This is a genomic window from Phaeacidiphilus oryzae TH49 (assembly GCF_000744815.1).
Taxonomy (GTDB): domain Bacteria; phylum Actinomycetota; class Actinomycetes; order Streptomycetales; family Streptomycetaceae; genus Phaeacidiphilus; species Phaeacidiphilus oryzae.
Genome location: NZ_JQMQ01000005.1, coordinates 1,937,847 through 1,962,908 on the forward strand (window position 1 = coordinate 1,937,847; position 25,062 = coordinate 1,962,908).

The 25,062-nt window shown below is 72.8% G+C and carries 26 protein-coding genes and 2 pseudogenes; 12 read left to right on the forward strand and 16 right to left on the reverse strand.

What is annotated here, in order from left to right; translation table 11 throughout:
* Positions 1 to 53 precede the first annotated feature (53 nt).
* The 3 genes from BS73_RS12765 to BS73_RS12775 form a co-directional block, all read right to left on the reverse strand.
* Positions 54 to 428: a nucleotide pyrophosphohydrolase gene (locus BS73_RS12765; protein WP_084704007.1), complete on the reverse strand. Its 375-nt coding sequence runs from the start codon at positions 426 to 428 to the stop codon at positions 54 to 56.
* 10 nt (positions 429 to 438) lie between these two features.
* A complete protein-coding gene (locus BS73_RS38215; protein ID WP_051939869.1) occupies positions 439 to 1,740 on the reverse strand; it encodes an AAA family ATPase in 1,302 nt (433 codons plus the stop codon).
* A 239-nt stretch (positions 1,741 to 1,979) separates the two neighbouring features.
* On the reverse strand, positions 1,980 to 2,894 hold the full coding sequence (locus BS73_RS12775) for a methyltransferase domain-containing protein (RefSeq protein ID WP_037579330.1): 915 nt from the start codon (positions 2,892 to 2,894) through the stop codon (positions 1,980 to 1,982).
* A 399-nt stretch (positions 2,895 to 3,293) separates the two neighbouring features.
* Between BS73_RS12775 and BS73_RS12780 the strand changes: the two genes are divergently transcribed.
* The 4 genes and pseudogenes from BS73_RS12780 to BS73_RS39485 all read left to right on the forward strand — a co-directional run.
* The gene (locus BS73_RS12780) at positions 3,294 to 3,716 is read left to right on the forward strand and encodes an SHOCT domain-containing protein (protein ID WP_037571902.1); all 423 of its coding nucleotides are present in this window, start codon (positions 3,294 to 3,296) and stop codon (positions 3,714 to 3,716) included.
* Between the two features lie 46 nt (positions 3,717 to 3,762).
* On the forward strand, positions 3,763 to 4,194 hold the full coding sequence (locus tag BS73_RS12785) for a DUF6325 family protein (RefSeq protein ID WP_037571904.1): 432 nt from the start codon (positions 3,763 to 3,765) through the stop codon (positions 4,192 to 4,194).
* Positions 4,195 to 4,232: 38 nt separating this feature from the next.
* Positions 4,233 to 4,610 (forward strand): SHOCT domain-containing protein, encoded by a 378-nt coding sequence (locus BS73_RS12790; protein WP_407675004.1) that lies wholly within the window; start codon positions 4,233 to 4,235, stop codon positions 4,608 to 4,610.
* Between the two features lie 76 nt (positions 4,611 to 4,686).
* Positions 4,687 to 4,839: pseudogene (locus BS73_RS39485) on the forward strand (cytochrome P450); the annotation flags it as partial.
* Positions 4,840 to 4,864: 25 nt separating this feature from the next.
* Here BS73_RS39485 and BS73_RS12795 read toward each other — a convergent pair.
* Positions 4,865 to 7,237 carry an MMPL family transporter gene (locus tag BS73_RS12795; protein ID WP_051939870.1) on the reverse strand — a complete coding sequence of 791 codons (2,373 nt, stop codon included), beginning with the start codon at positions 7,235 to 7,237 and terminating at the stop codon, positions 4,865 to 4,867.
* Positions 7,238 to 7,447: 210 nt separating this feature from the next.
* On the opposite strand from BS73_RS12795, the gene BS73_RS12800 reads away from it, so the two are divergent.
* Entirely contained in the window at positions 7,448 to 7,891 is a 444-nt protein-coding gene (locus tag BS73_RS12800) for a hypothetical protein (RefSeq protein ID WP_051939871.1), read from the forward strand.
* A gap of 93 nt (positions 7,892 to 7,984) precedes the next feature.
* Here BS73_RS12800 and BS73_RS12805 read toward each other — a convergent pair whose 3' ends face one another.
* On the reverse strand, positions 7,985 to 9,082 hold the full coding sequence (locus BS73_RS12805; protein WP_084704642.1) for an acyltransferase family protein: 1,098 nt from the start codon (positions 9,080 to 9,082) through the stop codon (positions 7,985 to 7,987).
* Positions 9,083 to 9,593: 511 nt separating this feature from the next.
* Here BS73_RS12805 and BS73_RS12810 point away from each other — a divergent pair.
* From BS73_RS12810 to BS73_RS12820, 4 genes are all read left to right on the forward strand, one after another.
* On the forward strand, positions 9,594 to 9,815 hold the full coding sequence (locus tag BS73_RS12810) for a hypothetical protein (RefSeq protein ID WP_037571910.1): 222 nt from the start codon (positions 9,594 to 9,596) through the stop codon (positions 9,813 to 9,815).
* A gap of 124 nt (positions 9,816 to 9,939) precedes the next feature.
* Complete coding sequence (locus tag BS73_RS40330; protein ID WP_265736856.1) at positions 9,940 to 10,062, forward strand: hypothetical protein; 123 nt, start codon at positions 9,940 to 9,942, stop codon at positions 10,060 to 10,062.
* Positions 10,059 to 10,259, forward strand: a complete 201-nt coding sequence (locus BS73_RS12815) for a hypothetical protein (protein WP_037571914.1) — start codon at positions 10,059 to 10,061, stop codon at positions 10,257 to 10,259. Before BS73_RS40330 ends, BS73_RS12815 begins: the two co-directional genes overlap by 4 nt.
* Positions 10,260 to 10,373: 114 nt before the next feature.
* Positions 10,374 to 11,102: a PIG-L deacetylase family protein gene (locus BS73_RS12820; protein WP_200886690.1), complete on the forward strand. Its 729-nt coding sequence runs from the start codon at positions 10,374 to 10,376 to the stop codon at positions 11,100 to 11,102.
* A 128-nt stretch (positions 11,103 to 11,230) separates the two neighbouring features.
* Here BS73_RS12820 and BS73_RS12825 read toward each other — a convergent pair whose 3' ends face one another.
* The 6 genes from BS73_RS12825 to BS73_RS39490 form a co-directional block, all read right to left on the reverse strand.
* Positions 11,231 to 12,262: a M56 family metallopeptidase gene (locus BS73_RS12825; RefSeq protein ID WP_051939872.1), complete on the reverse strand. Its 1,032-nt coding sequence runs from the start codon at positions 12,260 to 12,262 to the stop codon at positions 11,231 to 11,233.
* Between the two features lie 3 nt (positions 12,263 to 12,265).
* On the reverse strand, positions 12,266 to 12,655 hold the full coding sequence (locus BS73_RS12830) for a BlaI/MecI/CopY family transcriptional regulator (protein WP_037579340.1): 390 nt from the start codon (positions 12,653 to 12,655) through the stop codon (positions 12,266 to 12,268).
* A gap of 62 nt (positions 12,656 to 12,717) precedes the next feature.
* A complete protein-coding gene (locus tag BS73_RS35510) occupies positions 12,718 to 13,764 on the reverse strand; it encodes a phosphatase PAP2 family protein (protein ID WP_084704009.1) in 1,047 nt (348 codons plus the stop codon).
* Between the two features lie 38 nt (positions 13,765 to 13,802).
* A complete protein-coding gene (locus tag BS73_RS12840) occupies positions 13,803 to 14,006 on the reverse strand; it encodes a hypothetical protein (protein WP_037571917.1) in 204 nt (67 codons plus the stop codon).
* Between the two features lie 62 nt (positions 14,007 to 14,068).
* Positions 14,069 to 15,421 carry an MFS transporter gene (locus BS73_RS12845; protein ID WP_265736886.1) on the reverse strand — a complete coding sequence of 451 codons (1,353 nt, stop codon included), beginning with the start codon at positions 15,419 to 15,421 and terminating at the stop codon, positions 14,069 to 14,071.
* Complete coding sequence (locus tag BS73_RS39490) at positions 15,306 to 16,151, reverse strand: DUF202 domain-containing protein (protein ID WP_084704011.1); 846 nt, start codon at positions 16,149 to 16,151, stop codon at positions 15,306 to 15,308. The genes BS73_RS12845 and BS73_RS39490 overlap by 116 nt, the downstream gene beginning before the upstream one ends.
* Before the next feature lie 400 nt (positions 16,152 to 16,551).
* On the opposite strand from BS73_RS39490, the gene BS73_RS12850 reads away from it, so the two are divergent.
* Together BS73_RS12850 and BS73_RS12855 are read left to right on the forward strand one after the other, a co-directional pair.
* Complete coding sequence (locus BS73_RS12850; protein ID WP_037571920.1) at positions 16,552 to 18,009, forward strand: MFS transporter; 1,458 nt, start codon at positions 16,552 to 16,554, stop codon at positions 18,007 to 18,009.
* Positions 18,010 to 18,432: 423 nt separating this feature from the next.
* Positions 18,433 to 18,948 (forward strand): Chromate resistance protein ChrB, encoded by a 516-nt coding sequence (locus BS73_RS12855; protein ID WP_037571923.1) that lies wholly within the window; start codon positions 18,433 to 18,435, stop codon positions 18,946 to 18,948.
* 40 nt (positions 18,949 to 18,988) lie between these two features.
* On the opposite strand, the gene BS73_RS12860 is transcribed toward BS73_RS12855, so the two are convergent.
* From BS73_RS12860 to BS73_RS12880, 5 genes are read right to left on the reverse strand one after another with little or no spacing between them, the layout of a single operon-like run.
* Positions 18,989 to 19,198, reverse strand: a complete 210-nt coding sequence (locus tag BS73_RS12860) for a hypothetical protein (RefSeq protein ID WP_037571925.1) — start codon at positions 19,196 to 19,198, stop codon at positions 18,989 to 18,991.
* Positions 19,195 to 19,986 carry a hypothetical protein gene (locus BS73_RS12865; RefSeq protein ID WP_051939873.1) on the reverse strand — a complete coding sequence of 264 codons (792 nt, stop codon included), beginning with the start codon at positions 19,984 to 19,986 and terminating at the stop codon, positions 19,195 to 19,197. The genes BS73_RS12860 and BS73_RS12865 overlap by 4 nt, the downstream gene beginning before the upstream one ends.
* A gap of 43 nt (positions 19,987 to 20,029) precedes the next feature.
* On the reverse strand, positions 20,030 to 21,250 hold the full coding sequence (locus BS73_RS12870) for an ABC transporter ATP-binding protein (RefSeq protein WP_084704012.1): 1,221 nt from the start codon (positions 21,248 to 21,250) through the stop codon (positions 20,030 to 20,032).
* A complete protein-coding gene (locus tag BS73_RS12875; protein ID WP_037571927.1) occupies positions 21,247 to 23,040 on the reverse strand; it encodes an ABC transporter permease in 1,794 nt (597 codons plus the stop codon). The genes BS73_RS12870 and BS73_RS12875 overlap by 4 nt, the downstream gene beginning before the upstream one ends.
* 1 nt (position 23,041) lies before the next feature.
* Positions 23,042 to 24,103, reverse strand: coding sequence for an ABC transporter substrate-binding protein (locus tag BS73_RS12880; protein WP_063836977.1), 1,062 nt, complete (start codon positions 24,101 to 24,103; stop codon positions 23,042 to 23,044).
* A gap of 156 nt (positions 24,104 to 24,259) precedes the next feature.
* Between BS73_RS12880 and BS73_RS40695 the strand changes: the two are divergent.
* Positions 24,260 to 24,969 (forward strand): annotated as a pseudogene (locus BS73_RS40695) (DUF1214 domain-containing protein); the annotation flags it as partial.
* Between the last annotated feature and the right edge of the window lie 93 nt (positions 24,970 to 25,062).

The following is a 25,062-nucleotide window of genomic DNA, read 5'->3' on the forward strand; positions in this document are numbered from 1 at the left end:
TGCGGCGGTCCGCCGCCCGCCTGTGGACAACCCGGGAGCTGCGGGAAACACCGTCACCCGGACGTGGGAAACCGCAGCTCATTGCGATCGATCTTGGCGTGGAGGGCGGCCACCGGATCCACCCCGACCGCCGAGCAGAACTGGAGCAGGTACGCCAGCACGTCGGCCACCTCGTCCCGGACCCGGAGGGCCTCCTCCGGCCGCTCCATCACCGAGGCGGACTGCTCCGGCGTCAGCCACTGGAAGATCTCCAGCAGTTCGCCCGCCTCGACGACCAGCGCCGCCGCGAGGTTCTTCGGGTTGTGGTACGGCCCCCACTCCCGCGCCTCGGCGAACCGCCGCAACCGCTCCTGCAGTTCGCCCACGGCGCCGCCACCCTCGCCATCGCCCGCGCCGCCACCGCTCCGCACCGCCTTGTCGCTCTCCATGGGCGCAGGTCTACCGCATCGCCCCAGCGCTCCCGCTCCCGGCACCGCCACCGCCACCGCCACCGCCACCGCCACCGCCACCGGTACCCGTACCCGTACCCGTACCGCTCGCGGTACCGGCCCGCGGATTCGGCACCAGCACGCTGAGGCCGGTCTCCGGCACGCGGCGGCAGCTGACCAGCGAGACCGAGCCCGGGTCGGAGCCGCGCGCGACCTCGCGGTCCTGGAGGGTCGCCACCAACCGCGTCTGGCCGCGCGCCGTCATCTCCGTGGCGAGGTCCAGCAGCTTCGCGGCCTGCTCCCGGCCCAGCCCCGCGTCCAGGTCGTACGCGGACACCGTCAGCTGCCGCCGGGCGCCGAGCACCTCCTCGGCCGGTGCCATCTCCAGCACGTCCGCACCCGTCAGCAGCACGGCGGCGAAGGCGATGAAGCGCAGGGAGCCGGTGGGCAGCCGGTCCAGGCCGGTGCGCCCGTACGGCCCCTCGTCCAGCCCGGCCAGCAGGCCGCCGTCGACCGACTCGACGTACAGGTCCTCGACCCGGCCGGCGGGGCTGAGCGGGTCCATCGCCCGGACCAGCCGGGCGGCCCGGATCGGGCACTGGGCCTTGATCCGCGGCAGCACCGCCGACAGGTTGGCGGCGTCGCTGCGCAGCCGCGCGCGGTCGGGATACGGGCCGGGCGGTGCCGGCCGCCGCATCCGCTCGGGCACCGGAGCCACCGGGAAGATCTCCCGCAGGGGCGTCAGGACCTGCTCCGCGGCCGTCAGGACGGCGAGTTCGCTGTCCGTCAGCCCGCCGATCTTCAGCGGCAGCTGGGCGGTCACCGAACTGGCGCTGGAGAGCGGCAGCCGTGTCGTCCCGCGACGGCCCCCGCAGGGCCAGGCGGTGTTGATCCGGCCGCGCTTGGCGTCCTCCTCACCGGTCTCCACCAGCACCTCTCCGGTGTCCGGACACCACAGCCGCTCGGAGAGGAGCCGGACCGGTCCGGCCGTGGACACCTCGATGTCCAGCGCGAGCAGCCTCCCTCCGGCCGCCACCGTGCAGCCGAGCGCGAACCGCGAACTGCCGTACGGAGCACAGCCGGCGGCCCCGCCGCGCGGGCTGTCGGGACGCTCCGACAGCGCCTCGGCGATCGACTCCCCCTCCGCGAGGGCGGAGAGCACCGCCAGGGCCTCCAGCAGATTCGACCGTCCCGCTCCGGATGGACCGTGCAGAATGGTGACCGGAGCGAGGCGGATGGCGGCTCCGCGATAGGACTTGAAGGCCGTCAGCCTGAGCTCGACGAGAGCCGGCCGAACCGGATGATCACTCATACGGCCGCACGCTAGCGCCCGCCAGAGCCGCGTCCACCTGCGGAAACGTGTCTGCGACGGCAGTTCACCCATCCGTGGCGGAGCAGCGGCACGGCAGCGGCCGACGGGACCCGACGAGCTCCGACGAGCCGCGACGACACCGGAGGCAGTCGACGCGAACGGACGCATGGTGACGCCGGCGCTCCGAGCACCGAGCTCCGAGCACCGAGACCCAGCACCCAAACGCAGCGCCAAGCCCGTCAACGCTCCGCGCTAAGCCGTCGGAAGCGGTCGATCCGGACCGACGCCGTGACGGTGACCGGGTCATCGAGGCCGGCGATGCGCTGCCGCAGTTCCCCGGGGTCGGTGTGCCAGGCGCTCGGTCCCATCCGGACGACGGTCTCCACCGCGCGGTGGTCGAGTGCCATCCGGAACTCCGCCTCCTGGCCGCCGGCCGGGGCCAGATGCGGGGTGAGGGCCGCGGCCAGCCGCTCTGGTTTGCGGTCGTCCACGCCGATCAGACCCAACTCCCCCACCAGTTCGGCGAGATGCCCGGGCCCGGGGGTGACCACCAGCAGGCTGCCGCCGGGACGCAGCACCCGGCGGATCTCCGCGCCGTTGCGCGGGGCGAAGACGTTCAGCACCAGCGAGACCGAGGCGTCCCGCACCGGCAGCCGCTGCCAGGCGTCCGCGAGCACCGCCCCGGCCCGCGGATGCGCCTTCGCCGCTCGGCGCAGGGCGTACTTGGAGGCGTCCAGCACGATCCCGCAGGCGTCCCCGTCCGGCAGCGCGTCGAGCACCGGCGCCAGGTAGTACCCCGTCCCGCCGCCCAGATCGAGGACGCAATCGCCGAAGTCGCTTCGGTCACCGCGTTCGCCGCGTTCGCCGCGATCACCGCCGCCCGCGAGCGCCGCCGCCCCGGCGAGCGCCTCCGCGATGGGCGCGTAGTGCCCCGCCGCCTGGAACTCCTCCCGCGCGGCCACCATCTCCGCGGTGTCCGCGGTCCCCAGCCGCGCGTCCCCGCGCAGCAGACTGACGTACCCCTGCCGGGCCAGATCGAAGCTGTGCCGGCCCCCCGCGCAGCGCAGTGTCCCCGCCCCGGCGGCCGCGGGATCGCCCCGCAACGCCTCCCCGCAATGCGGGCAGGCCAGCCGTTCAACCACGTCAGGGAGGATCACCCAGCCAACATACGCGACCCGCCGCGCCCTACAGCCACCCCCGCCGCATCGGCGACAAGCTGAACGACGTCACCTCGGACTCCAACGGCCCGTGCGGCGCCGAATGCACCGCCGGCCGCGGCTACGACACGGTGACCGCCCTCGGCTCCCCGCTCGCCGGGGTGGATCGGGCACTCGCCGCCATGAAGTAGTCAGAGAGCATCCCGCGACGGCCTCCTGAACAGCCGTCAGCAGGGCCCCGCCGGCCCCGCGGCTCACCAGGCCGCGGGGCCGGCGGCGTATTCTGGGCCTCACCCGGGCGGCCCACAGCAGAGGGACGACACGCCGACGGCGCAACAAGACTGGCATCCCATCAGCTCTGGGCGACCAGCCCAGCGACGCGGACCGGGAGCGGCCATGTCGAACTATCCTCTGCTCGACCTGTTCTGGACCATGCTCGAGTTCTTCGTCTGGGTCCTCTGGTTCTTCCTGCTCTTCAAGGTCATCAGCGACGTCTTCCGCAGCCACGACATGGGTGGCGGGGCCAAGGCGCTGTGGATCGTCTGCGTCATCCTGCTGCCGTTCCTCGGCGTCCTCGTCTACGTCATCGTCCGCGGCCGCTCGATGGGCGAGCGCGACCGGGCCGCCGCCAAGCAGAACGAGGAGGCCGTCCGCGCCTACATCCGGGACGCCGCCGGCGGCGGTGACGCCGGCAGCGGGAGCGGCGGTGGCGGCGACAGCCACGTGAACGAACTCCGGCGACTCGCCGACCTGCGCCGGGAGGGCGCGCTCAGCGAGGAGGAGTTCCAGAAGGCCAAGGACAAGCTGCTGAACGCCTGACCCCCCTTCAGCGCGGCCCCACCGAGACCCGAGAGAGGACACCGGCATGCAACCATCCGACCTGGGACCGGTCGAGTACGCGGTGATCGCCTTCCCCGGCAACCACTTCCACGGCGAGATCGCGGCCGAGCTCCAGCGCCTCACCGACCAGGGCGTGGTCCGGATCATCGACCTGACGTTCGTCCTCCGGGACACCGACGGCAGTCTGGTGGTCCGCGAGCTGGACGCCCTGGACGCCGAGGACGCCGACCTCTTCGCCGCCCTCGACGGCGAGGTCAACGGGCTGGTCAGCGAGGAGGACATCGCACTGATCGCCGAGGAGGTGCCGCCCGGCAACTCGGCCGCGATCATCGTCTGGGAGAACTCCTGGGCGAAGCGGCTGGCCCAGGCGGTCCGCCGGGCGGACGGCCAGGTGATCAGCCAGGAGCGCGTCCCGCAGGCCATCGCCGAGCGCAGCTTCGCCGCGGCCGCGGTCTGACGGGCAGCAGACACCACCGGACCCCACAGGAGGTCACCGTGCTCATCGGAAGAGGCCCCGTCCGCCGCGCCGGGCGGCCAGGACTGATCGGCGCCGCCGCCCGTACCGCGGTGGTCGCCGGCACCGCGACCGCGGTCAGCGGCCGGGTGTCGGCCCGCCAGCAGCGCCGCGAGGCCGAGCAGCAGGCCTACCAGCAGCAGGCCTACGAGCAGCAGATGTTCGACCAGCAGCCGGTCGTCCAGCAGCCGCAGGCCCCCGCCCAGCCGGCTCCCGCCCCGCAGGCCCCCACCCAGCCGGCGGCGGCCGGCGGCGGCACGATCACCGATCAGATCGAGCGCCTGGCCGCGCTCCACGCCCAGGGCGCCATCAGTGCCGAGGAGTTCACCGCCGCCAAGCAGCGCCTCCTCGGCCTCTGAGGGCACGCAGCCCCCGGCCACCGGCGCCGGCCGACCGGCCGCTCCCACCTACCGCGAGCGGGAGGAGCCCACCGAGGCCGTCGACGCCCTGGTCGAGGAGCTGCTGCGGTATCTGTCGGTGGTGCAGGTGGCCTTCCCGCGCTTCGTTCGCCGGGACACCGAGGTGGCCGGGGTGCGGATGCGGAGAGGCGACCTGGTGCTCTGCTCTCTGAGCCGGGCCAACCGGGACTACCGTTCCGCGAGGTCTCCGTCGTCTACGGGGTGGACTCCCTGCCGGTGCTGCTGAGTTGAGGCCGCAGCGGCGCACGCGCCGGTACCGGCGCCGACGCCGGCGCCTTCGGCAGCCACCAGTTCGCCCGGCCGGCCAGCTGCATCACCGCCGGTACCAGAAGGGCCCGGATCACCGAGCTGTCCAGCAGGACGGCCACCGCGAGGCCGGTGCCCACCACCCGCAGGTCCAGCAGGTCGGACAGCGCCAGCGAGCCCATCACGGTGGCGAAGACCACCGCCGCCGAGGTGAACAGCCGTCCGCTGCGCTGGAGTCCGGTGGCCACGGCGAGCGGGGTGGGGACCCCGCGGCGGTGCTCCTCGAGGATGCGGGAGAGGAGGAACATCTCGTAGTCCATGGAGAGCCCGAAGGCCACGCAGAACATCAGCGGGGCGATCACGTCGGTGATCCCCGCGCCCGCCGGACCGTGGAACAGCCCGCCGGGCCAGCCGAGTTGGAAGACCGCCACCAGCACCCCGAACGAGGCGGCCAGCCCCAGGACGTTCAGCAGCAGCGCCTTGAGCGGGATGAGGAGGCTGCGGGTGAAGGCCAGCAGCAGCAGGTAGACCGCGGCGGCGGAGACGCCCAGGGCCAGCGGCAGCCGGCCGGTCAGGGTGCGCTCGACGTCGTCCAGTTGGGCCCCAGGGCCGGCGATCAGCGGGTCCCCGGGCGCGGGCACCTCGCGCAGCCGCTCGACCAGCGCCCGGCCCTCCGGGGTGGCGGCGTCCGCCGCGCTCGGGACGATCGACAGCCAGCACCCGGCGGCGGAGGCGTACACGGGGCCGCTGCGGGCGGGCCCCGCGGACCGGCGCCGGCCGTCGGCGTAGGAGCCGGTCCCGGTGTCCACCCGGCGTACCCCGGGCAGCAGGGAGAGCCGGCGGGCGTAGCCGTCGAGCGCGCTGCCGCCGCCCGGCGCCACAGCCCCGGGCCGGAGCCCGCGCACCAGGACCGCGGGTCCGCCCGCGGCCGTCCCCGGGAAGCTCTCCCGCAGCTCCCGCGAGGCGGCCGCGACCGGCGAGGAGGACGGCAGGATGCGGTCCCCGTAGAGCCCGAACCTGACCAGCGCCGAGGGCGCGGCGAGCAGCCCGAGCAGCAGCAGCGAGCCTACGGCGACCGCCACCGGCCGCCGGGTCACCCACAGCCCGAGCCGGTACCAGGCGCCCCGCTCGGGCGCCCCGCCCGGCCCGGCTCCCCGCCGGCCGGCCGCCCGCAGCGCGGTCGCCCCCGTCCCGGTCGCCCGCCGCCCGGTCGCCCGCGTCCCCGCCGCCCCCGTCCCGGTCGCCCGCAGCCGGGCGAAGACGTCCCCCCGGTTCACCCGCCGGCCGAGGAGCAGCAGCAACGCGGGCGCCACCAGCAGCGCCCCCGCCGCGGCGGTGAGGACCACGGCGACGCCCCCGTACGCGATCGACCGCACCAGCGGCAGCGGGAAGGCCAGCAGGGTGCACAGGGAGACCGCGACGATCGCCCCGGAGAACCCCACCGCTCGCCCGGCCGTCCGCAGCACGGTCCGCACCGCGGCGACCGGCTCCCGGCCGTCGTCGAGCTCCTCCCGGAAGCGGCTGACCAGGAGCAGGCAGTAGTCCACGGCGAGGCCGAAGCCCAGGGCCGTGGTGATGTTGAGGGCGAAGGAGGACACCGCGGTCAGGTCGGTGATCAGCCGCAGCAGCGCGGTGGCGCCCAGCACCGCGAAGACCCCCACCGCCAGCGGGATCGCCGCGGCCGCCGCGCTGCCGAAGGTCCACAGCAGCACCGCCAGCACCAGCGGCAGGGTGACCAGCTCGGCCAGCCGCAGTCCGCGCTCGCTGAGCCGGTCGCCCTCGGAGCGCACCGCGACGTCCCCGGCGGCGGAGAGCCGGAGCGGGCCGTCCCGGCCGGTGTACCGGGCGATGGCGGCCTCCCCGGCCGCCCGCACCGCACGGTCGTCCCCCCGGAACCTGACGAGCACCAGCGCGCGGTGCCGGTCGGGCGACCGCAGCCCCGGCACCCGGTACGGCCAGTACCCCCGCACCCAGGCGGTACGGCGGTCCGCCGCGAGCCGCTCACCGATCCCCCGGCCGGCCCGTACCGCCGCCGGCGCGTCCACCGAGCCCGCGGTGCTGGCGACCAGCACCAACTGCGGCTGCCCGGCGCCGAATCCGGCCGCCCACAGCGCGTCGGCGCGCGAGGACTCCGCGTCTCCCGGCACCAGGCTCTCGGGCACCAGCCGACCGCCGATCCCCAGCGCCCCCACCGCCGCCAGCGCTCCGACCACTCCGGCCAGCAGCAGTGCGGCCCAGGCCCGCCCGCGCTCCCGGCGCCCGGGGACCGACCGCCTCCGCTTCCCCGGTCCCTTGCCGACCACTCCCGCGATTCCGGACATACAGGTTCAACGAACGCTCCACGGCCCTGTCACGCACCGCCCCTAGGCTGGCGAGCACGGCGGGCCGGCCGGGCCGGCCGGCCCGCTGGAGAGCTCGCAGGAGATCCCGCAGGAGATTCAGAGCGAACTCAGAAACGCAGTTAACCGCAGCGGACCGTGAACCAGGCATCCTGGCATGCGCACGACATAAGTTCTCCCCAGGAGTGATTCATGCCGTCTGCGCGCACCACCACCAGTGTCTCCGCCGCCGTCCTCTGCCTAGCGGTGTCCTGGATCCACATCCAGGATCAGGGCGGCTTCCCCGGAGACAAGACCCCCTCCTATGTAGCCGTGGGCTACTACCTGCTGGAGGCCGCCGGCGTCGTCTGTGCCGGGCTCCTCCTCTTCCCGAGGACCCGGTCCACCGTCGGCACCTGGGTGCTCGCCGCAGGGGTGGCCCTCGGGCCGCTGCTCGGCTACATCCTCTCCCGCGGACCGGGACTGCCGGATTACAGCGACGACAAGGGGAACTGGACAGAACCCCTCGGTCTGGTGAGCCTCGCCGTGGAGATCGTCCTGCTGTTGCTCGCGGCCTTCGCCGTGACCGGCCGGGGCGCGGCCCCGGTCCGCAGCCGCCCGCAGGTGAACGCCATGGAGCGCACCCCCAGCGCCTAACCGGTGCCGGGCGCCCGAACCCCGCGCCCGAACCCCGCGCCCGCACAGCGGCCGGCGCCCGGTCGGGCCCCGAGCCCGGCCGGGCTCCACGCGCTACCGCCGCGCCGTCGGATGCATGCCGAAGTCGGCGTTGTTCAGATACCGCCGCATGGCCAGCGCCATCGGCCGCTCGACGAACCGGTGCGCCAGGTACGACAGCACGATCAGCCCACTGACCGTGACCCCCACCAGCGCCCATGGATCGACCTGCTCGCCATAGCGGTGGGCGACGGTCATCCCGATGGTGTCGTGCAGCAGATACAGGGGGAAGGTCATCGTCCCGGCGACGGTCAGCCCGCGCCAGCTGATCCAGCGGGTCCAGCCGAGGGCGATCGCCCCGATCAGCACGAAGAACAGGGTCATCGCCAGGATCAGCCAGAACCGCCAGGGCGACCAGGTGTCCCAGTCGTTGCGGCCGCCGCTGGGCGCCATCAGGAAGTGCAGCGCCAGCAGCCACGACATGATCACCACACCCCACAGCAGCGGCGTCGGCCGGTAGCGGTACATGAGGTAGAAGGCCATCCCCGCGATGAAGTCCGGGGCGGAGGTGGGGTTGACCACCAGGCTGAGCAGCGCGATGTGGGCGCTGGTGGCCAGCACCGCCGCGATCGTCCACAGCCCGCAGAAGATCACCACGCGCTGGTAGGTGAGCCCCTTCCACACCACCGCCGCGAAGGTGAGGTAGAAGCAGAGCTCCGGCCAGAGCGTCCAGTAGACCGGGTCCAGGTTGTCCACCCCGAGCGGCGTCTGCAGCATGGTGAGGTTCGCGAAGAGCATCCGCGGGTTCGGGTGCCCGAACGGGCTGTCGGCGAAGTAGATGACGCACGCCGATGCCGCGATCGCGATCCAGTACATCGGGTACAGCCGGGTGACCCGGGAGATGAAGAACTGCCGCGGCGTACGCCCCCAGGCGCTCATGCAGATGACGAAGCCGCTGATCATGAAGAACAGGTCGACACCGAGCCGCCCGAATGCGGCGTAGCGGTGCATCTCGGGAAAGATACTTTGATACGGCCGACCCCATACGAAGATCATTGCTCCGGGAGTCTGACCGATGAAATGAAACAGCACCACGGAAAGCGCGGCGAGGAACCGCAGACCGTCCAGTGCGGCGAGCCGGTCGCGACGGGCTCCGGCCCGCGGGCGGGCCATGTTCGGCGCGTTGAGTGTCGCCACGGACGACGGTGCTTCGGGTGCGATCGTCCCCCCGGGCCCCGAGGACCCTTGATCTGGGATTGCGCGGACAGGACCGTTATGGCCTGCCTGAGTCATCCGTCCCCCTTCAGTGTCCTGTGCCGGATTTCCGAAATCCGCGTGCACATGGTTTATATTCCGCTGGGCGATAACCTCGACTTTCCTGCTCACCGGCACGGTGACCGCAGTGAGCAAAATGCCCGCCTTGGTCATCTCTTGAAGAGATTAGGGACCGGAGTTTACCTTGATTTCTCATAGAGATGACAGAGAAACCACGATCGGCGGGCCACCAACCGCCCCTCCCGCCAGACCGTGCAGGCCAGAGGCTACATCTCGGGCCGACTCAGACGCATCCGACCCTCTGGAGCGCCAAACGAGCGTCACCGCTGCGAAGCAGGGGACCACGACGCAGATCCACCGGCATCGGCGGGAGCTCGCCGACCGCTTCGACGAGCATCCTGCTCCGGGCATGGACCGCCGCGCCGAGATCGCGGACGGCCGACTCCTCTTGACGATGAGCCCCTCCGGACGCCACGACCACGACATCGTCCAGATCCGGAAGCGGCTCGCCCGCGGGCTTACCGGCGAGCTCGTCGCCGCCACCGCGGCGACCTCGGAGACCCCGCCAACGATCTCCTGCGCCGCCCCGGCCTGCTGGTCCTGCCCACCGAGGCACTCGACTCCCGGATGACGACGGCCTCAGCACCGAACGGAACCATCGCTTCGACGGGCCCACCGTCATCCCTGCCGTCGAGATCGCCTCCCCGCCCACCCCCGGCACCGACCACCGCCCCAGGGTCGCCGGCTACGCCGGAATGGGCACCGAGCACTACCTGATCGTGGCCCCCCGCACCGGCACCACCCGCCACCTGCGGGGCCTCCGCGACCACCCGCAAGCCGACACCGCCGCCGTCCGCCGCTTCCGGAGCGCGACGTGACCGACCTCGGGCGGCTCGTCACCCAGCTACGTCAGGCCGCCGGCATGACCCAGGCCAACTCGCCGACGGCGCCCGGAACCCCCAGCCCGCCCCCCCTTCCGCATCGAGAACGGGAAGACCTCCTTCCGCCCACCGCGGAACGCATCACCCCGGGCCGGCCGCTCACCCTCACCGTCGGTGACACCACCCGGGCGTGAGCCGACCGGCCCTGTCGGGCCGGCACACAGCGCGCTAGACCGACAGGTGTGCGGCCGTTCGGGGAGGTGGCAGGCATGGCCGGAGGTCCGCGGGGCGGGGAGCGCGTCCTGGCTGTGGTCGCGCACCCCGATGACGAGTCCTTCGCTCTGGGGGCCCTGCTGTCCGGCTACGCCGCACACGGCGTACGCACTGCCGTGCTCTGTTTCACCCGCGGTGAGGCGTCCACCCTCAATCCCGGCGGTCGAGAAGACCTCGGGCGCGTGCGCGCCCAGGAGTTCAGCCGTGCCGCTCGGATTCTGGCGGTGGATCGGGCAGTGCTCCTGGACTACCCCGACGGCCGCCTCTCGGCGTTCTCGCTACCCGAACTCACCGCGCGCGTCCGCGACATGATCGACAGTTGGGGGGCCACCCGGCTGCTGGCCTTCGATGCCGGTGGCGTCACCGGGCACCCGGATCACGTGCGGGCGACCGAGGCCGCCCTGACGGCTGCCGAAGAGCGAGGCGTGCCCGTACTCGGCTGGACGCTCCCCACGATGGTCGCCGACCGTCTCACAAGGGAGTTCGGCATCCCCTTTCACGGCAGGGCGCTGTCGACGCTGGATCAGTCCACACCTGTCGACCGAGCTGCCCAGCGACGGGCGATCGCCTGCCACCGCAGTCAGTCGGCCGACAATCCGGTCCTGTACCGACGTCTGGAACTGCTGGGCGACTTCGAGTCGGTGGTTCTGCTCGGCGGCACCGCCCGTCCCAGCGGCACGTCGAGCCAGGACGATGGGCACCTTCCGGAGCATGTCGCCCAGTGGCCGTCACCGGTGGAGTGTCCCCGCCGTAGTCGTTGCTGACCTGCCTGGGGAGCTGTCGCCGGCAGTGATCCCGGCCTGCTGAGCGCCCTTCCGTGCCGAGATCGCTCTGGCCAGCCGCCAGCCGCCAGCCGTCGGGCGCGGCCACCCTGATCCCGCACTCGATACGGTCAGCCGCCGCTCGTCCCCGCCACCCCCGGGGATGGCGCCCGGCCCGAGGCGTTCCGGGAGATGGCCGGGGCCCGGATCGGTTCCGCGGTGTGGGCGTACTTGGCGATCTTCGCGACGACGAACAGCCGCTGGGTGTCCTGGGCCGCTCCGGCCAGGCAGGCCCAGCAGACCAGCAGCAGGACGGCGAAGGCGGCCAACGGCGCACGGTGCGGGCGCGGCGCCGGTGCGAGCAGTGCGCGTACCCGGCGCAGGACCGGGCCCCCGTCGGCGGTCATGACGGCAGCGGGGCCGCGTCCCGCACCGACACCGCAGCCGGTCCCGGCCTGCTTTCGAGCCACCGCGGCTCGGGCCACGGCCCGCGCGGTGACCCCGCGGTCCCCGACGTGCTCGGCCGCATCCTCGTCCGCCCAGCGTTCCAGGACGAAGGCACCCTCCCGGGCCAGCGGCAGCAGCAGCGGGCAGGCGGTCGCGGCCAGTTGGACCGCGAGCAGGAACAGGAAGTGGCGGTGATGCAGGTGGGAACGCTCATGGGCGAGCAGGGCCCGGCGCTCGTCCTCGTTCAGCGCGGAGAGCATTCCGGTGGAGACGACCATCCGGCCCGGGAATCCGGCCAGCGTGAACGCCTCCAGCCGGGCGTCGTCGATCACCGTCAACTCACCGCCCCCGGGCAGCCGGCGGCACTCGCGATAAGCCGCGAGCAGCGACCGCGCCCGCCACCAGGCGGCCACCGAGACGGCCAGCACCGTGAGCGCCAGCAGGACGACGCCGGCATCCGCCACCACGGCACCGATCGGGTCCGCGGCCCGTAGTGCCCGCGCCGACCAGTGTCCGAGCACGGCGATGGCGTGCAGCCGCCCGAAGCCGTTCACGGCCAGCAGCGTCAACGCGCCCACCCAGCCGCCGGCGGCGACCGGTCCGGCGCAGCCGAGCGTCCAGGCCGCGGCCCTTGGCATCATCCGCCGCGCCAGCGGCGCCGCTACCAGGCCGAGCACGACCGAGGTGGCCAGCGGGACGTAGACGGCGAGCAGCACCTGTCAGGCCCTCTTCGGAGGGTCGGGGTGCCGCAGCAGCTCCTGGAGGACCTGCTCGTCCTCATCGCTGAGCCCGGAGACGAACCGGCTGAGTACCGCCCGGCGGTCCGAGCCCTGCTCCAGCAGTTGGTACATCCCCTCGGCCATCTGCGTCGCCTCGTCCCGCACCGGGGCGTAGGCGTGGCCGCGGCCGGCCTTCTGCCGGGTCAGCTGCCCCTTCTCCAGCAGGCGGGAGAGGATGGTCAGCACGGTCGTGTGGGCGAGCCGACCGGGCAGCCGTTCCAGGACCTGAGCCGCCGTCAAGGGGCTGTCCGCGGCCCACAGCACCGCCATCACCTGGCCTTCGAGCTCTCCCGCCGCCCGGCGGCCCGCCGGTCGCCCAGTCCCGCCCATGTCTGCCACCCGTCCTGCCGACTCCGCTGCCGTTTCCCGCCCGAGGCGCCGCCCTGAAGCTACTACACGCGTTCCCGACCCGGCCGCGGTCGCCGGAGACGGGAAATGGGAGATGGGCGAGGAAGTTCGCGGTCTGCCATCATCGCTCTACTACAGGCTGTAGAATTCGGGACGCCCGGTCGCCAGGCCCCAGACGGCCCAGCCTCGAATTCCCCCGCCGGGCCGGACACGGGGCTCGGCGACCCGGATCGGCTCAGCAATCCGGGCCCAAGCGCGCGGCAGCCGGTCAGCGCGTACTGGACGGCGAAGCCGAGCATCGCGGTGAGGAGTCCGGCCAGGGCGTCGGCCTCGAAGTGGTTGGCGGTGGCCAGGATGACGACGCAGGTCGCCACCGGGTAGAGCAGGCCGAGGATGCGGACGAGTCGGCGCCGGGCCAGTCGGTACAGCACGATCCCGCACCAGGAGGACCAGGCGATGTGGATCGAGGGCATCGCCGCGTACTGGTTGGAGACGTCCGTGACCGGACCGGAGGCCCAGGAGCCCCACGTGTGATGGACGACCACGGTGTCGATGAACCCGTCGGAGGACAGGAAGCGCGGTGGGGCCAGAGCGAAGGCGTAGAAGCCGACGAGGGCCAGCAGGGTGGCGGCGTACAGGGCGGTGCGCGCGCCCCGGAAGGCGCCGGGGCGGTAGGTGTACAGCCATACCAGCAGGCCGATGACGACGACGAAGTGCAACACCGCGTAGTAGTAGTCCATACCGACGATAAGCCAGTCGACGCGGTCCACGGCATGGTTCAGGGCCAGTTCGAAGCTGATGTGCAGCTCCCGCTCGATCTCCAGCAGCCGCCTGGCACGGTGGAGGGCCGCGAGCCGGTGGTCCGGTACCGCGTTGCGGGTGAGGGTGTAGGCGGCGTAGCCGATGCCGATCAGCAGCAGTTCGGCCCACCAGCGCGGTCGCCCGACGCGAGGCCGCCGGAGGCGCGCGAGGAGCCGATCGGGTAGACCGGGTCGCGTGCGGGCTTCAGCCGGGGCGGAACCTTCACCCGCTTCCCTCGGCGTCCGGTGTGGTGTCGATGGGTGAGCCGGTTTCGGCCTGGTGCGTTCCACCGCGAGCGGCGTTCCTTCCTCGGTCGAGTGCGGCCATGTCAGAAGAGATGCCCGGTGACCCAGGCCGCGAGGCAGGTGAACGCCGCCGGCGCGGACAGGCACAGCAGGGCGAAGCTGGCGTCGGGGCCGAGGCCCCTGCGCAGTGCCGGGCTGGCCACCAGACCGGCGAAGAGCAGCGCCATCAGGAAGAGCAGGGCGATAGCGCCGTGATAGGTGATCGAGTACCCCGGCCCCTGCGGCATGGCTCCCCCTCGGCCCGGGCCGAACACCCGGTTGCTCCTACAAGCTGTCGGATGTCGGTACTCTACCCGTTGCGTCGACGGCCTTGTGGCAGCGCGGTGAGGACGGCGACGAGCGAAACCGCCAGCAGCACGAGGACGGCGACGCGATCCGCAGCCGAGCCCTGGCCCGCCAGGTGCAGGGCCAGGGTCACGGCAGCCACGCCGAGCGCGGTGCCCAGGCCGCGGGCCATGTTGACCAGCCCTCCCCCGGTGCCCGCCGATGCGGCCGGGACGGCGCTCATCACCAGGGTGTTGTTGGCCGGGGTGAAGACCCCCAGTGCGATTCCCAGCAGGGCGAGCAGCACGGGCAGTACAGTCGGCGTCGCCGGCAGCGCGGCCATCAGCGCCAGCGCCGCCGCACAGCCCAGCGCCCCGGCCCAGGCCCGCCTGCGGTCGTCCCAACGGGTCGGCAGCGCCCGGTCGCCGAGCGTGGCGGCGAGCGCGAACCCGAACGGCAGCGCGGTCAGCACCGCGCCGGAGACCAGCACCGGCAGGTGCAGCCGGTCGAACTCGACGGGTACCAGCACCAGCGGCCCGAAGAGCACCAGGTAGCCGCAGAGGGCGCCCAGCAGTCCCGAACCGATCCGCTCGGCCGCGAGCAGTCGCAGGTCCACCATCGGCCGGCGAAGCCGTAGTTGGCGGCGCACGAACAGCGCTCCGGCCGCGACCGCCACCGCGGCGAGCGCGCCGATCGACCAGTCGGGCAACCGCAACCCGGAGGCCGCGGAGAGGGCGAGCAGCCCCGCGGTGGTGGCCCCACCGAGCAACAGCACCCCGGCGGGGTCGGTGCGCGCCCCCTCGGCGCGGTGCCGGGTGCGGGGAAGCAGGTAGTGGCCGGCGACCATGGCGACGATGCCGACGGGCACGTTGATCCCGAAGACCCAGCGCCAGCCGACCGTGGCCACCAGCACGCCACCGACGGTGGGCCCCAGCGCGAGGCCGATGGCCTGGCCGGCGGCCTGCATCCCCAGCGCCCCACGCATCCGTTCGCGCGGAGCGCTGGTGGTCACCAGAGCCACGCTGTTGGCCTGCAGCAGGGCGGCGCCGACCGCCTGCAGCACCCGGAAGGCGATCAGCGCCACCAGTCCCGGCGCGAGCCCGCACGCGGCGGACGCGGCGGTGAACAGCGCGAAACCGTACAGGTACATCAGCTTGCGGCCACGGGCGTCGGAGAACCGGCCGACCGGCACCAGCAGTGCGACGAGGGTCAGGAGGTAGGAGAGCGAGACCCACTGCACGGCGGCGAGCGGCGCGTGGAACTCAGCACCGAGCGCCGGGTAGGTCAGGGTGACGATGCTGGCGTCCAGTTGCCCCATGAAGGCGCCGAAGCAGACCGTCAGGACGGCCAGCCTCCAGGCGTCGGGCCGCCTGCGTATCCGCTCCGGGCGCGCCCGCTCCGAGGCGAGCAGCCGCCAGGGGCGGGAGGTTCGGTCGGAGTGGGGAGTGGTGGGCGGATCGCCGATGCCCATACGCGCCTCCCGGTCTGCGCGGACGCGTGCCCGGTTCCGGGCCGGCCCTCCCTGCCATGGTATGTCGGACTACGACATAATCGGAAGGGGAGGTATTCGGTCTCCGCTCCATCGGCCCGAGGCACGAAGCGCTCCACATGACGCAGCGTCTGCGGCCAGAACCTTGGCCTTGGTAGTGGCCCGCATGGTCCAGTACGACCCGCGCCGCGGAGATCCCGGCCAGACTCGCGGCCACCAGCACCACGGCCGCGGTGGCCACGGCGGCCGGATTGCCGGCAAAACCCCCGGGTCCCCGCACGGCAGCCCGGCGAACGGCTTCCCAGCGCCCGCAGGCGGCGATCGCCAGCCAGCCCGCCAGGAGCAGGCAGGCCACCGCGAGCAGCAGCCGCAGCTCCGGAAGCGGGAGCCTCGGCAGTGCCCCCAGGGCCGTCCCGGCCGCGATCAGCGCCAGGCAGGTGCGTAGCCAGGCGAGGAAGGTCCGCTCCGCGGCGAGCACATCGCGTCGCCCCCAACCGCCCCCGGCTCCGCATGCGGCCGGCGCGTCCAGCCGCTCGCCCGCTCTCCTCTCGGGCCGCTCCCGGCCCGCTGCGGAATCGGTGCTATGTGTACGCACTGCCTCGTCCGCACGAGTGGACACTTCGCACCCTCCGTCACCTGGTCCGCACCCGGCCGACTCTCAGCGGACGGGGGCCCGCCATCGCGTCGCCCCCCGCCGCGCCGTTACCGTGGAACAAAGCAGCAGCCTAGGAGCCCGGGGGCGGTGGCTTCGCCAAGACCGCTCCGCTTGGCCGCCTTCTTACTCCGGGCGGGGCGCGCCTCTCATGCACACGCGCTCGCCGATATCGAGCGCGCCGGTTCATCCGATGTTCATCAAACGTTGGATCAGCATTCGCGACGGCATCCCCGGCCGGTCGATCACGCGCGTTCACCTACATGTTGTCGGACTTCCCCGGGCCATCGTGCGAGTCCGCGATCCGGAGAACGTCCGGCACGGGGAACCAGGACCACCACAGCAAGCGACAGGGAGCTCCCGCCTCATGGCTGACAGCACCCCCGCGGGGATCACCGCGGCACTGGACGAAGCGCCTCTGAGCCGGTTCCACACCCGGGCGGTCATCACCGCCGGGATGGGCTTCTTCACCGACGCGTACGACCTGTTCATCGTCGGCACGGCAAGCACCCTCATCGCCGCGCAGTGGCATCTGAGCACGAGCCAGACCGGCCTGGTGAACTCGATGACGCTGCTGGCCGCTTTCATCGGCGCCTTCGTCTTCGGCCGGATCGCCGACCTGGCCGGCCGCAAGAAGGTCTACGGGCTGGAAGCCTCCCTGATGGTGGTCGGCGCCGTCGCATCGGCCTTCGCGCCCAACCTGGTATGGCTGCTGGTCTTCCGGTTCATCCTCGGTATCGGTGTCGGCGGCGACTACCCGGTCTCGGCGGTGCTGATGAGCGAGTACGCCAACCGCCGCGACCGCGGCAAACTGGTCGGCCTGGTCTTCTCCATGCAGGCGCTGGGCACGGTGGCCGGCTACATAGCCGGTCTCGTACTGCTCTCCACCGGGATGAGCCACGACCTGACCTGGCGACTGCTGCTCGGCCTCGGCGCCGTCCCCGCGGCCTGCGTGATCTACCTGCGGCACAAGATGCCCGAGTCCCCGCGCTACACCGAGCGCGTCCGCGGCGACAGTCGAGGCGCCGCCGCCAACCTCAACCGCTACGCCGACGGCGCGGTCCACGCCTCCGCCGGCCGGGCCCCCGGCACCGCCGCCCCGGCCGGTGAGACCCGCAGCAGGCTGCGCGGCCTGCGCACCCTCTTCGCCGACCGGCGCAACCTGAAGATGCTGATCGGTACCGCGGGGACCTGGTTCGTCTTCGACTACGCCTACTACGGCAACTCCGTCTCCGCCCCCTTGATCGTCAAGAGTGTGCTGGGCGGCGGGAACCACCCGACCACCCAGGTACTCGCGCTGAATCTGATCGTGTTCAGCATCGCCGCGATCCCCGGCTACTACCTGGCCACCGCCTTCATGGACCGGATCGGGCACCGCAGGCTGCAGCTGATCGGCTTCGCCTGCATGGGTCTCGCCTTCCTGCTCATCGGTGTCATCCCCGGGATCACCACCATGGTGGTGCCATTCCTGCTGCTCTTCGGCCTCAGCTACTTCTTCGCCGAGTTCGGCCCCAACACCACCACGTTCGTGCTCTCCGCGGAATGCTTCCCCACCAGCATCCGCAGCACCGCGCACGGCATCTCCTCCGGCGTGGCCAAGATCGGCGCCTTCATCGGCGTCTTCCTCTTCCCGGTCATCCAGAAGGCCCTCGGCACCGCCGGCGCCCTGGAGCTGTCGGCCGGCTTCGCCCTGGTCGGCATCCTGCTGACGCTGCTCATCCCCGAGACCTCCCAGCGCAGCCTGGACGAGGTGTCCGAGGAACAGCGGGTCGTCGCCGAAGCCGAGCGGATCGCTGTCGGAGCGGCAGCGGCCGAACCGAGATGAGGTGAGGGCGGTGCGCTCGGCCCGGCTCGTCGCCCGGGCCGAGCGCACGCCCTCCGGCAGCGGTTCCGCGCGGCGGCGCGGCGACCTCGTCCGCTCACCGCCGCCCTGTCCTGCGGTCCGCTCTCCCCGCGGTCGCGCGCCGGCGGGCGCAGACCGCCGGCGCGAGGACGGCGACCCAGCGCCCCTGAAGGGCGGTCCCGGCGCCACCTCATTCCGGTAGGAGACGCACGCGATCCCGGTTCGGCGCACCAGACCCGCTCGACGACCACCGGCGCCGCAGTGCCGCCGCCGCTCGGAGGCCTCGCGTAGTCTGCGGGGGGAAGAGCAGGGTCAGGGCCGCTCGTACGTGGCCTGGAGGGGACAGGGCAGCTGGTGGGTGGGAGCGCGGCTTCGGAGGTTGAGGGCGCGGGGCGCCGGTGGCTGATGCTGGTGTACAAGGTGCCGGCGGAACCGACCCGGCTGCGGGCCGGGGTGTGGCGGAAGATCAAGGGCCTGGGCGCGATCTATCTGCAGAACTCGGCGGCCGCCCTGCCGCACAGCGCGGCCGCCGAACGTGCGTTGCGGGTACTGCGCAACGAGATCGTGGAGATGGGCGGCAGCGGCTATCTGATGGAGTCCCGGGTGCTCGCCGGGCACTCCGACATAGAGCAGGCCTTCAACGCCGCCCGGGACGACGAGTACGAGGAGATCGTCGACCGCTGCGAGGACTTCCTGAAGCAGATCGACAAGGAGTACCGGGCCGAGCACTTCACCTACGCCGAACTGGAGGAGAACGACGAGGATCTGGCGAAGCTGCGCAACTGGTTCGCCAAGGTGGAGGCGCGCGACGTGCTGGGCGCCGGCGGCAGGGACGCGGCGGTCTCCGCGCTCCAGCGCTGCGCCGAGACCCTCGACGGCTACGCGGCGCGGGTGTACGCGGAGGAGGGGGAGGGCCGCTGAAGCGCTGTCGGCCCCGCCCCCGCCCCCTCTCCGTGCCCGCTCAGCCTCGGCGCGCGACCGACACGGCCCGGCGAAGCGAGAGCGCCAGCAGGCCGGCCACCGCCACCGGCAGCAGCCACCAGGCCGGCAGGCCGGCGTGGGCCAGGCCCGCGGTCGCGCCCAGGGCGACCACCACTCCGGCTGCGACCCGCCAGTCGTCGCCGACCACGAAGTCGTACCAGAACAGCAGGAACGAGCGGATCGCGGTCATCGCAGTCCTCCTTGAACCGGCGCCGCGGTCGCGGTCGTCGCGGTGGCGGTGGTCTCGGTGGAGGGCGGCGTCCGCCGCAGTACAGCCGCGCAGCCGAGGGCGAACAGCGCGACGGCCGGAACCAGCACCAGCAGCGCGCCGTCCGAGCCCGGCCAGTGGGCGCCCGCGCCCTCGCCGGCCCAGAAGACGCCGAACGAGGTGAGCATGGTGCCCACCGCGAACTTCAGGGTGTTCTCCGGGACCCGGGCCAGCGGCGCCCGTACGGCGACACCGATTCCGGTGACGACCAGCACCGCGGCCGCCGCTCCCAGCGCGGCGAGCGGGATGTCGTGCTGGTTGTCGCCGAAGGTGAGCACGATGAAGGCGACTTCGAGGCCCTCCAGGAAGACGCCCTTGAAGGAGAGGGTGAAGGAGTACCAGTCGGGTACGCCCACCCGGCCTCCGGTCGCCGCCGTGCGGGCGGCCGCGGTCTCCTTCGCGAAGGCCGCCTCCTCGTCGTGCAGTGCCTTGTGCCCGGAGGCCCGCAGCACGGCCTTTCGCAGCCACTGCAGGCCGAAGACGAGCAGCAGCCCGCCGACGACCAGGCGCAGCCCGCCGAGCGGTATCAGGGCCACGGCCGGACCGAGCACGGCGATCACCGCGGCCAGCACGACCAGGGCGGCGCCTGCGCCCTGGAGGGTGGAGCGCCAGTCCCGGCTGGTGCCGGCGGCAAGCACGATGGTGAGGGCCTCCACGGCCTCCACCGCGCAGGCGAGGAAGACGGTGATGAACAGGGCGGCGGAATTCATCGGCGGCCTCCTGCCCGGGGTCCGAAGGGATTTCCACGGGGTGTCATTGAGCCTCCTGAATAAGGGGGGTGCGGTCGCCGCTCCCCGAGGGCGCGGCGCCCGCCGCCGCGTCGACGGCGGGCACCCGGGATCGGACGGACCCGGCGGGCACCAGCGGCGGCTCCGGGAAGGCCAGGCAGCCCTCCGGATCGAGTACCAGGCGCACGTCGCTGCCGCGCGGGTGCGCGGACCGGTCGAAGACGCCGGTGAGCAGGGTCCCGTCGGTGAGTTCGACGACGTGGTCGTAGCCCCGGCCGCGGAAGGCCGCGTCCACGACCCGCCCCAGCGGACCGCCGGCAGGGCCGGGTCGCGCGTCGTTTCCGGACGGGTCGGCCGGACGGAGCCCCACCGCGTCCGGCCGGACCATCACGCGCACCGCCCGGTCGGCCGCCACCGCCTCTGAGACGGTCGCCCTCAGCGGCCCGGCGTCCGTCTGCACCAGAACCTGTCCGCCTTCCCCGCCGACCGCCCCGCCGGTCCGGCCGCGGAACTCGGCCGAGACGCCGGTGAAACGGGCCACCGACGCGGTGGCCGGTCGCCGGTAGATCGCCTCCGGGCTTCCGAGCTGGGCCAGCCGGCCGTCCAGCAGCACGCCGACCTCGTCGGCGAGGGCGAACGCCTCGGCCTGGTCGTGGGTGATGTAGACGACGGTGGCACCGCTCTCCCGGGTGAGCCTGGCGATCTCCACGCGGAGCCGTTCGCGCAGGTCCGCGTCGAGGTTGGAGAGCGGCTCGTCGAAGAGCAGCAGCCCTGGGCGGGCGACCAGGGCACGCGCGAGCGCCACCCGCTGCTGCTCGCCGCCGGAGAGCTGATGCGGGTAGTGGTCGGTGCGATGGCCGAGGCCGACCTGCTCCAGCACCGCGGCCACCTCCCGGGCGGCGGCGGCCCGGTCGGGACGGCGGCGGCGCAGCGCGAAGCCGACGTTGGCGGCAGCGGTCATGTGCGGCCACAGCGCGTAGTCCTGGAAGACCATCGCCAGGTCGCGGCGGTCCGGCGGCAGATGCGTGCGGTCCTGGGCCAGGACGCGGCCACCGAGCCGGATGCTGCCCCGGTCGGGGCGCTCGATGCCGGCCAGGCAGCGCAGCAGGGTGGTCTTGCCGGAGCCGGAGGGCCCGAGCAGCACCATGAAGCGGCCGGGTGCGACGGTGAAGTCCACCTGGTGCAGGGCGGTCTTCCCGGCGTAGTCCTTGCCGAGTCCTTCGACGTGCAACTGAGCGGGCGTCATGTCAGAGCCTCCAGGCGGTGGGCGGCCGGGTTGAGCCGGCGCAGCAGGAGAAGCGCGAGCGCGACGACCGCCAGCGCGCCCAGCACGACCAGGTCGGTCATGGCCGCTCCGCCGCCCAGGTCGTAGCCGGCCAGGTGCTTGGTGATGGCCACGGAAAGCGGCTCTTGGCCGGGCGGCGCGAGCAGTTGGGAGACGGGTAGTTCGAGGAGGGTGCCGCAGAAGGCGATCAGCCAGCTCCACACCAGGCCGCCGGCGACGAGCGGCAGCACGGACCCGGTCCAGGCCGCCGCGGGCCGGCGGCCGTGCACCCGGGCCGCCTCCGACAGCGATCCGTTGACCTGTCCGAGGGTGCCGGAGAGCAGCCGGGCCGAGGTGGGCACCACGCCGGCCAGGTAGCCCAGGAACAGCAGGCTGCTGGTCCCGTACAGGTTGAATCCGAGGTCGGAGGCCAGCGGGAGGTTGAAGGCGAAGATGTAACCGCAGGCCAGCAGGGTGGAGGGGAGGGCGATGGCGGTGATGAGCAGCATGTCCAGGGCGCGCGCCGACCGGCCGTCCCCTCCCCTGGCCAGCGCCCGCCCGGCCACCGCGCCGAGAACGGTCGCCGCGCAGGCGGCGAGGGCGGCCAAGGCGGCGGAGTAGCCGAGCGGGCCGGTGAGTTCACCGCTGTGCAGAACGGCCGAGAAGTGGGCCAGGGTCAGGGTGGAGAGGCTGACCCGACCGTCCGAGGGCAGCAGGGCCGCCGCCGCGGCGCCGAAGGCCGGGACTCCGAGGGCCAGGCCGAAGAAGCCGATGGCGCCGGTCAGCCCCAGCGCCTGCCGGAGCGGCGTGAGCCGGCTCCGCACGGCGGGCCTGGTACGCCCGGACAGGACGGCGAAACTGCGTCCGCGCAGCGAGCGGCGCTGGACGTAGAGGGCCAGCGCGACCAGCAGCAGGAGCAGCCAGCCCATCGCGGAGGCCGGTCCGAACTGGGCCGGGAAGGTGGCGATGGACTGCTCCATGGCGAAGGTGGCGATCGGGAAGTGCGCCTGCGCGGCCAGCGTTCCGGCGACCCCGTAGTCGCTGATCGACTCAGCGAAGACGATGGCGAGGCCGGCCCACAGGCCGGGGCCGAGGATCGGCAGCACCACGCGCACGGTGGCCAGCCGGCTCGCGCCGTGGGTGCGGGCGGCGTCCTCGAACTCCCGTCCCATGTTGCGGATCAGTCCCGCGACGGCCAGGTAGGCGAACGGCACGCCGCGCGAGGCCAGTACCCACACCACACCGACCGGCCCGAAGACGACGGAGTAGAGCGCGGTCGGGTTGTGCCCGAGCAGCCGGGCGAGCACACCCTGCGGCTCCACCAGCCAGCTCCAGCCGAGCGATTCCAGGTAGGAGGGCGCGAGGAGGAGCGCCCACAGCAGCAGCCGCCACAGCGCCCGGCCGCGCAGTGTGGTGCGCTCGGTCGCCCAGGCCAGCGCCGTGGCGACGGCGGTGGCCAGCACCGCGGCACCGATCCCGACGAGGAGCGAGTCGAGCAGCGCCTGCGCGGTCCAACCGCTCAGTACCTGGCGGAAGTTGTCCAGGGTGAACCAGGAGCCGCCCTGGCCGACCGCCCGCGGGCTGAGCGCGACCAGCAGGAAACCGACGACGGGCAGCAGCAGCGCCACCGCGCACACCACCCAGGGCAGCGTCGCCAGCGGACGCCGCAGCGCGAAGGCCAGGCGGCGCGGCTCGAACGACGGCCTGCGGGCCGGGCCCGGTGTGCGGGGCGCGTCCGGATCGGTTGCGGATTCGGTGATCTGCTGGGTCATCTCAGCGCACGATCGTCGAGGTGAACCAGGAGTTGATCCGGCCCTCCTTAGGGCCCCAGACGTACGGGTCGATCGCCTGGGTGGGCACCGCGGAGAGCTCGGGCAGAGCCCGGTTGGGCGCGACGCCCTGCACGACCGGCCAGTACAGCGAGTCCCCGCCGGGGTCACCGGTCAGCATGACGTGCTGCCCCTGGGCGCTGAGCACATAGGAGGCGAAGCGCTCGGCCTCGGACCGGACCTGCGCGGAGGCCTTCGCGTCGATGCCGATCACGCTCGGCAGCGAGGTGACCTTCGGCAGGTACGCGATCTTGATGTGCGGGTCCTTCAGGCCGGCGGCGAGCCCGGCCGAACTCTGGATCAGCGCCAGCCTGATCGCCCCGGTCTGCAGGGCGTGCAGGGTGTCGCCGTTCGTCTGGTAGACGTGCAGCCCGTTGGCCTTCAACCGGCTGAAGTACGCCTGCCCCTGGCTGTCCCCGCCGAGCTGCCGGAGCATTCCGGCCACGAAGGGATAGGTGGGCCCGGACACGGACGGGTCGTTCATGCCGGTCTGCCCCTTCCACGCGGCGGACAGCAGGTCCTGCCACCCGGTAGGCGGCTTGGGGGTCTTGGTGCTGTCGTAGACGAGTGCGGCGGTGGCGGTGAGGCCGGTCGGCACGTAGCTCTTGTCGGCGGGCTGCACGGCCTTGCCCGCGCTGTTCAGAGCGGCCTTGGGCGCGAAGCCCTTGACCAGCATGCCCTGCTTGTCGAGCGCGGCGAACGCCTCGTCGCCGTCCACCCACAGCGCGCCCCACTGCGGGTTGGCCTGCTCGGCCTGGACGCGCGCCAGCAACGGCCCGGTACTGTCGTCGACCAGCTTCACGGGGATACCGGTGGCCTTCTGGAATGCCTGGGTCACCGCCTTGTCGTATCCCTGAGCGGAGTACACCACCAGCGGCACCGGTTTGCCCGAGGAGGAGCTCTCAGAGGCCGCGCTGCTTGTGCCGCAGGCCGCCGCACCGCCCAGCAGAGCGACGGCGGTCGAGGCCGCAAGCAGTCTCTTGATCACGACGGGCCGTACTCGCATGTCGCCTCCATCACGTTCTGAATGTAACAGTCGTTAGAACCATGGAGGGAGCGGCGAACGCCGCCGACATCAGCAAGCAGCCACCACATGAACACTCGGCGACAGAAGCACCGACGGCGTCCCCGGGACGGGCGACCGCCCGGATCGCCGCGAGGACGCCAGGGCCGGGGCCATCCGCTGACGCTGACCGACGCCGGCCGGGTGCTCGTCGCCCGGGGCGGACGGATCGAGCGCAACCTGGCCGCCGCCTGCCAGGAACTGGACGACATCGCGGGCCTGCGCGCTGGAGCACTGCGGATCGGCACCTACCCGACCGCCGGCGCCGCCCTGCTGCCGCCGGCCGTGACCCGCTTCCGCAGCGAGCACCCGGACATCGAGCTGACAGTGCGCAGCGCGCGCATCGCCGGACTGTGGTCGATGCTCGACAACGCCGAGATCGAGCTGTCCCTGATGTGGGACTACGACTGGTGCCGGATCGACCGCGAGGACGCCGTCGTCACCCCGCTGCTGGAGGACCCACCGACCCTCCTCGTCTCCTCCGAACACCCCTGTGCCGGACTGCCGGCCGGGGCCCTCCCACCGGTCAAGGGCTTCTGGTCGCTGACGCTCTACAACGAGCACCACTTCTTCCACCCCAACGAGCTGGACCGGTACTCGCTCGGCACCAAGGACGCCGACCTGCGCCACGGCGAGGACGGCTCACTCACGCTGTACGCGGGAGCCCTGCCGCCCGCCGACGAGCACCGCGCCAACTGACTCCCGGCCCCGGACGGCCGCTCGCCCTCTACCTGCGCGCCTACTGGCCCGAGCAGTCCGTCCTGGACGGCAGCTGGCAAGCGCCCGCGGTGGCCAACCGCTCCCGATGAGGCCAAGACCTCTTTGGCCCGTCCCACTCGGCCGGCCAGAGGCCGCGTCCCGGGCCGGCGCGGGCGCCGGCGCGGGGACGGCGACGGCCAGGG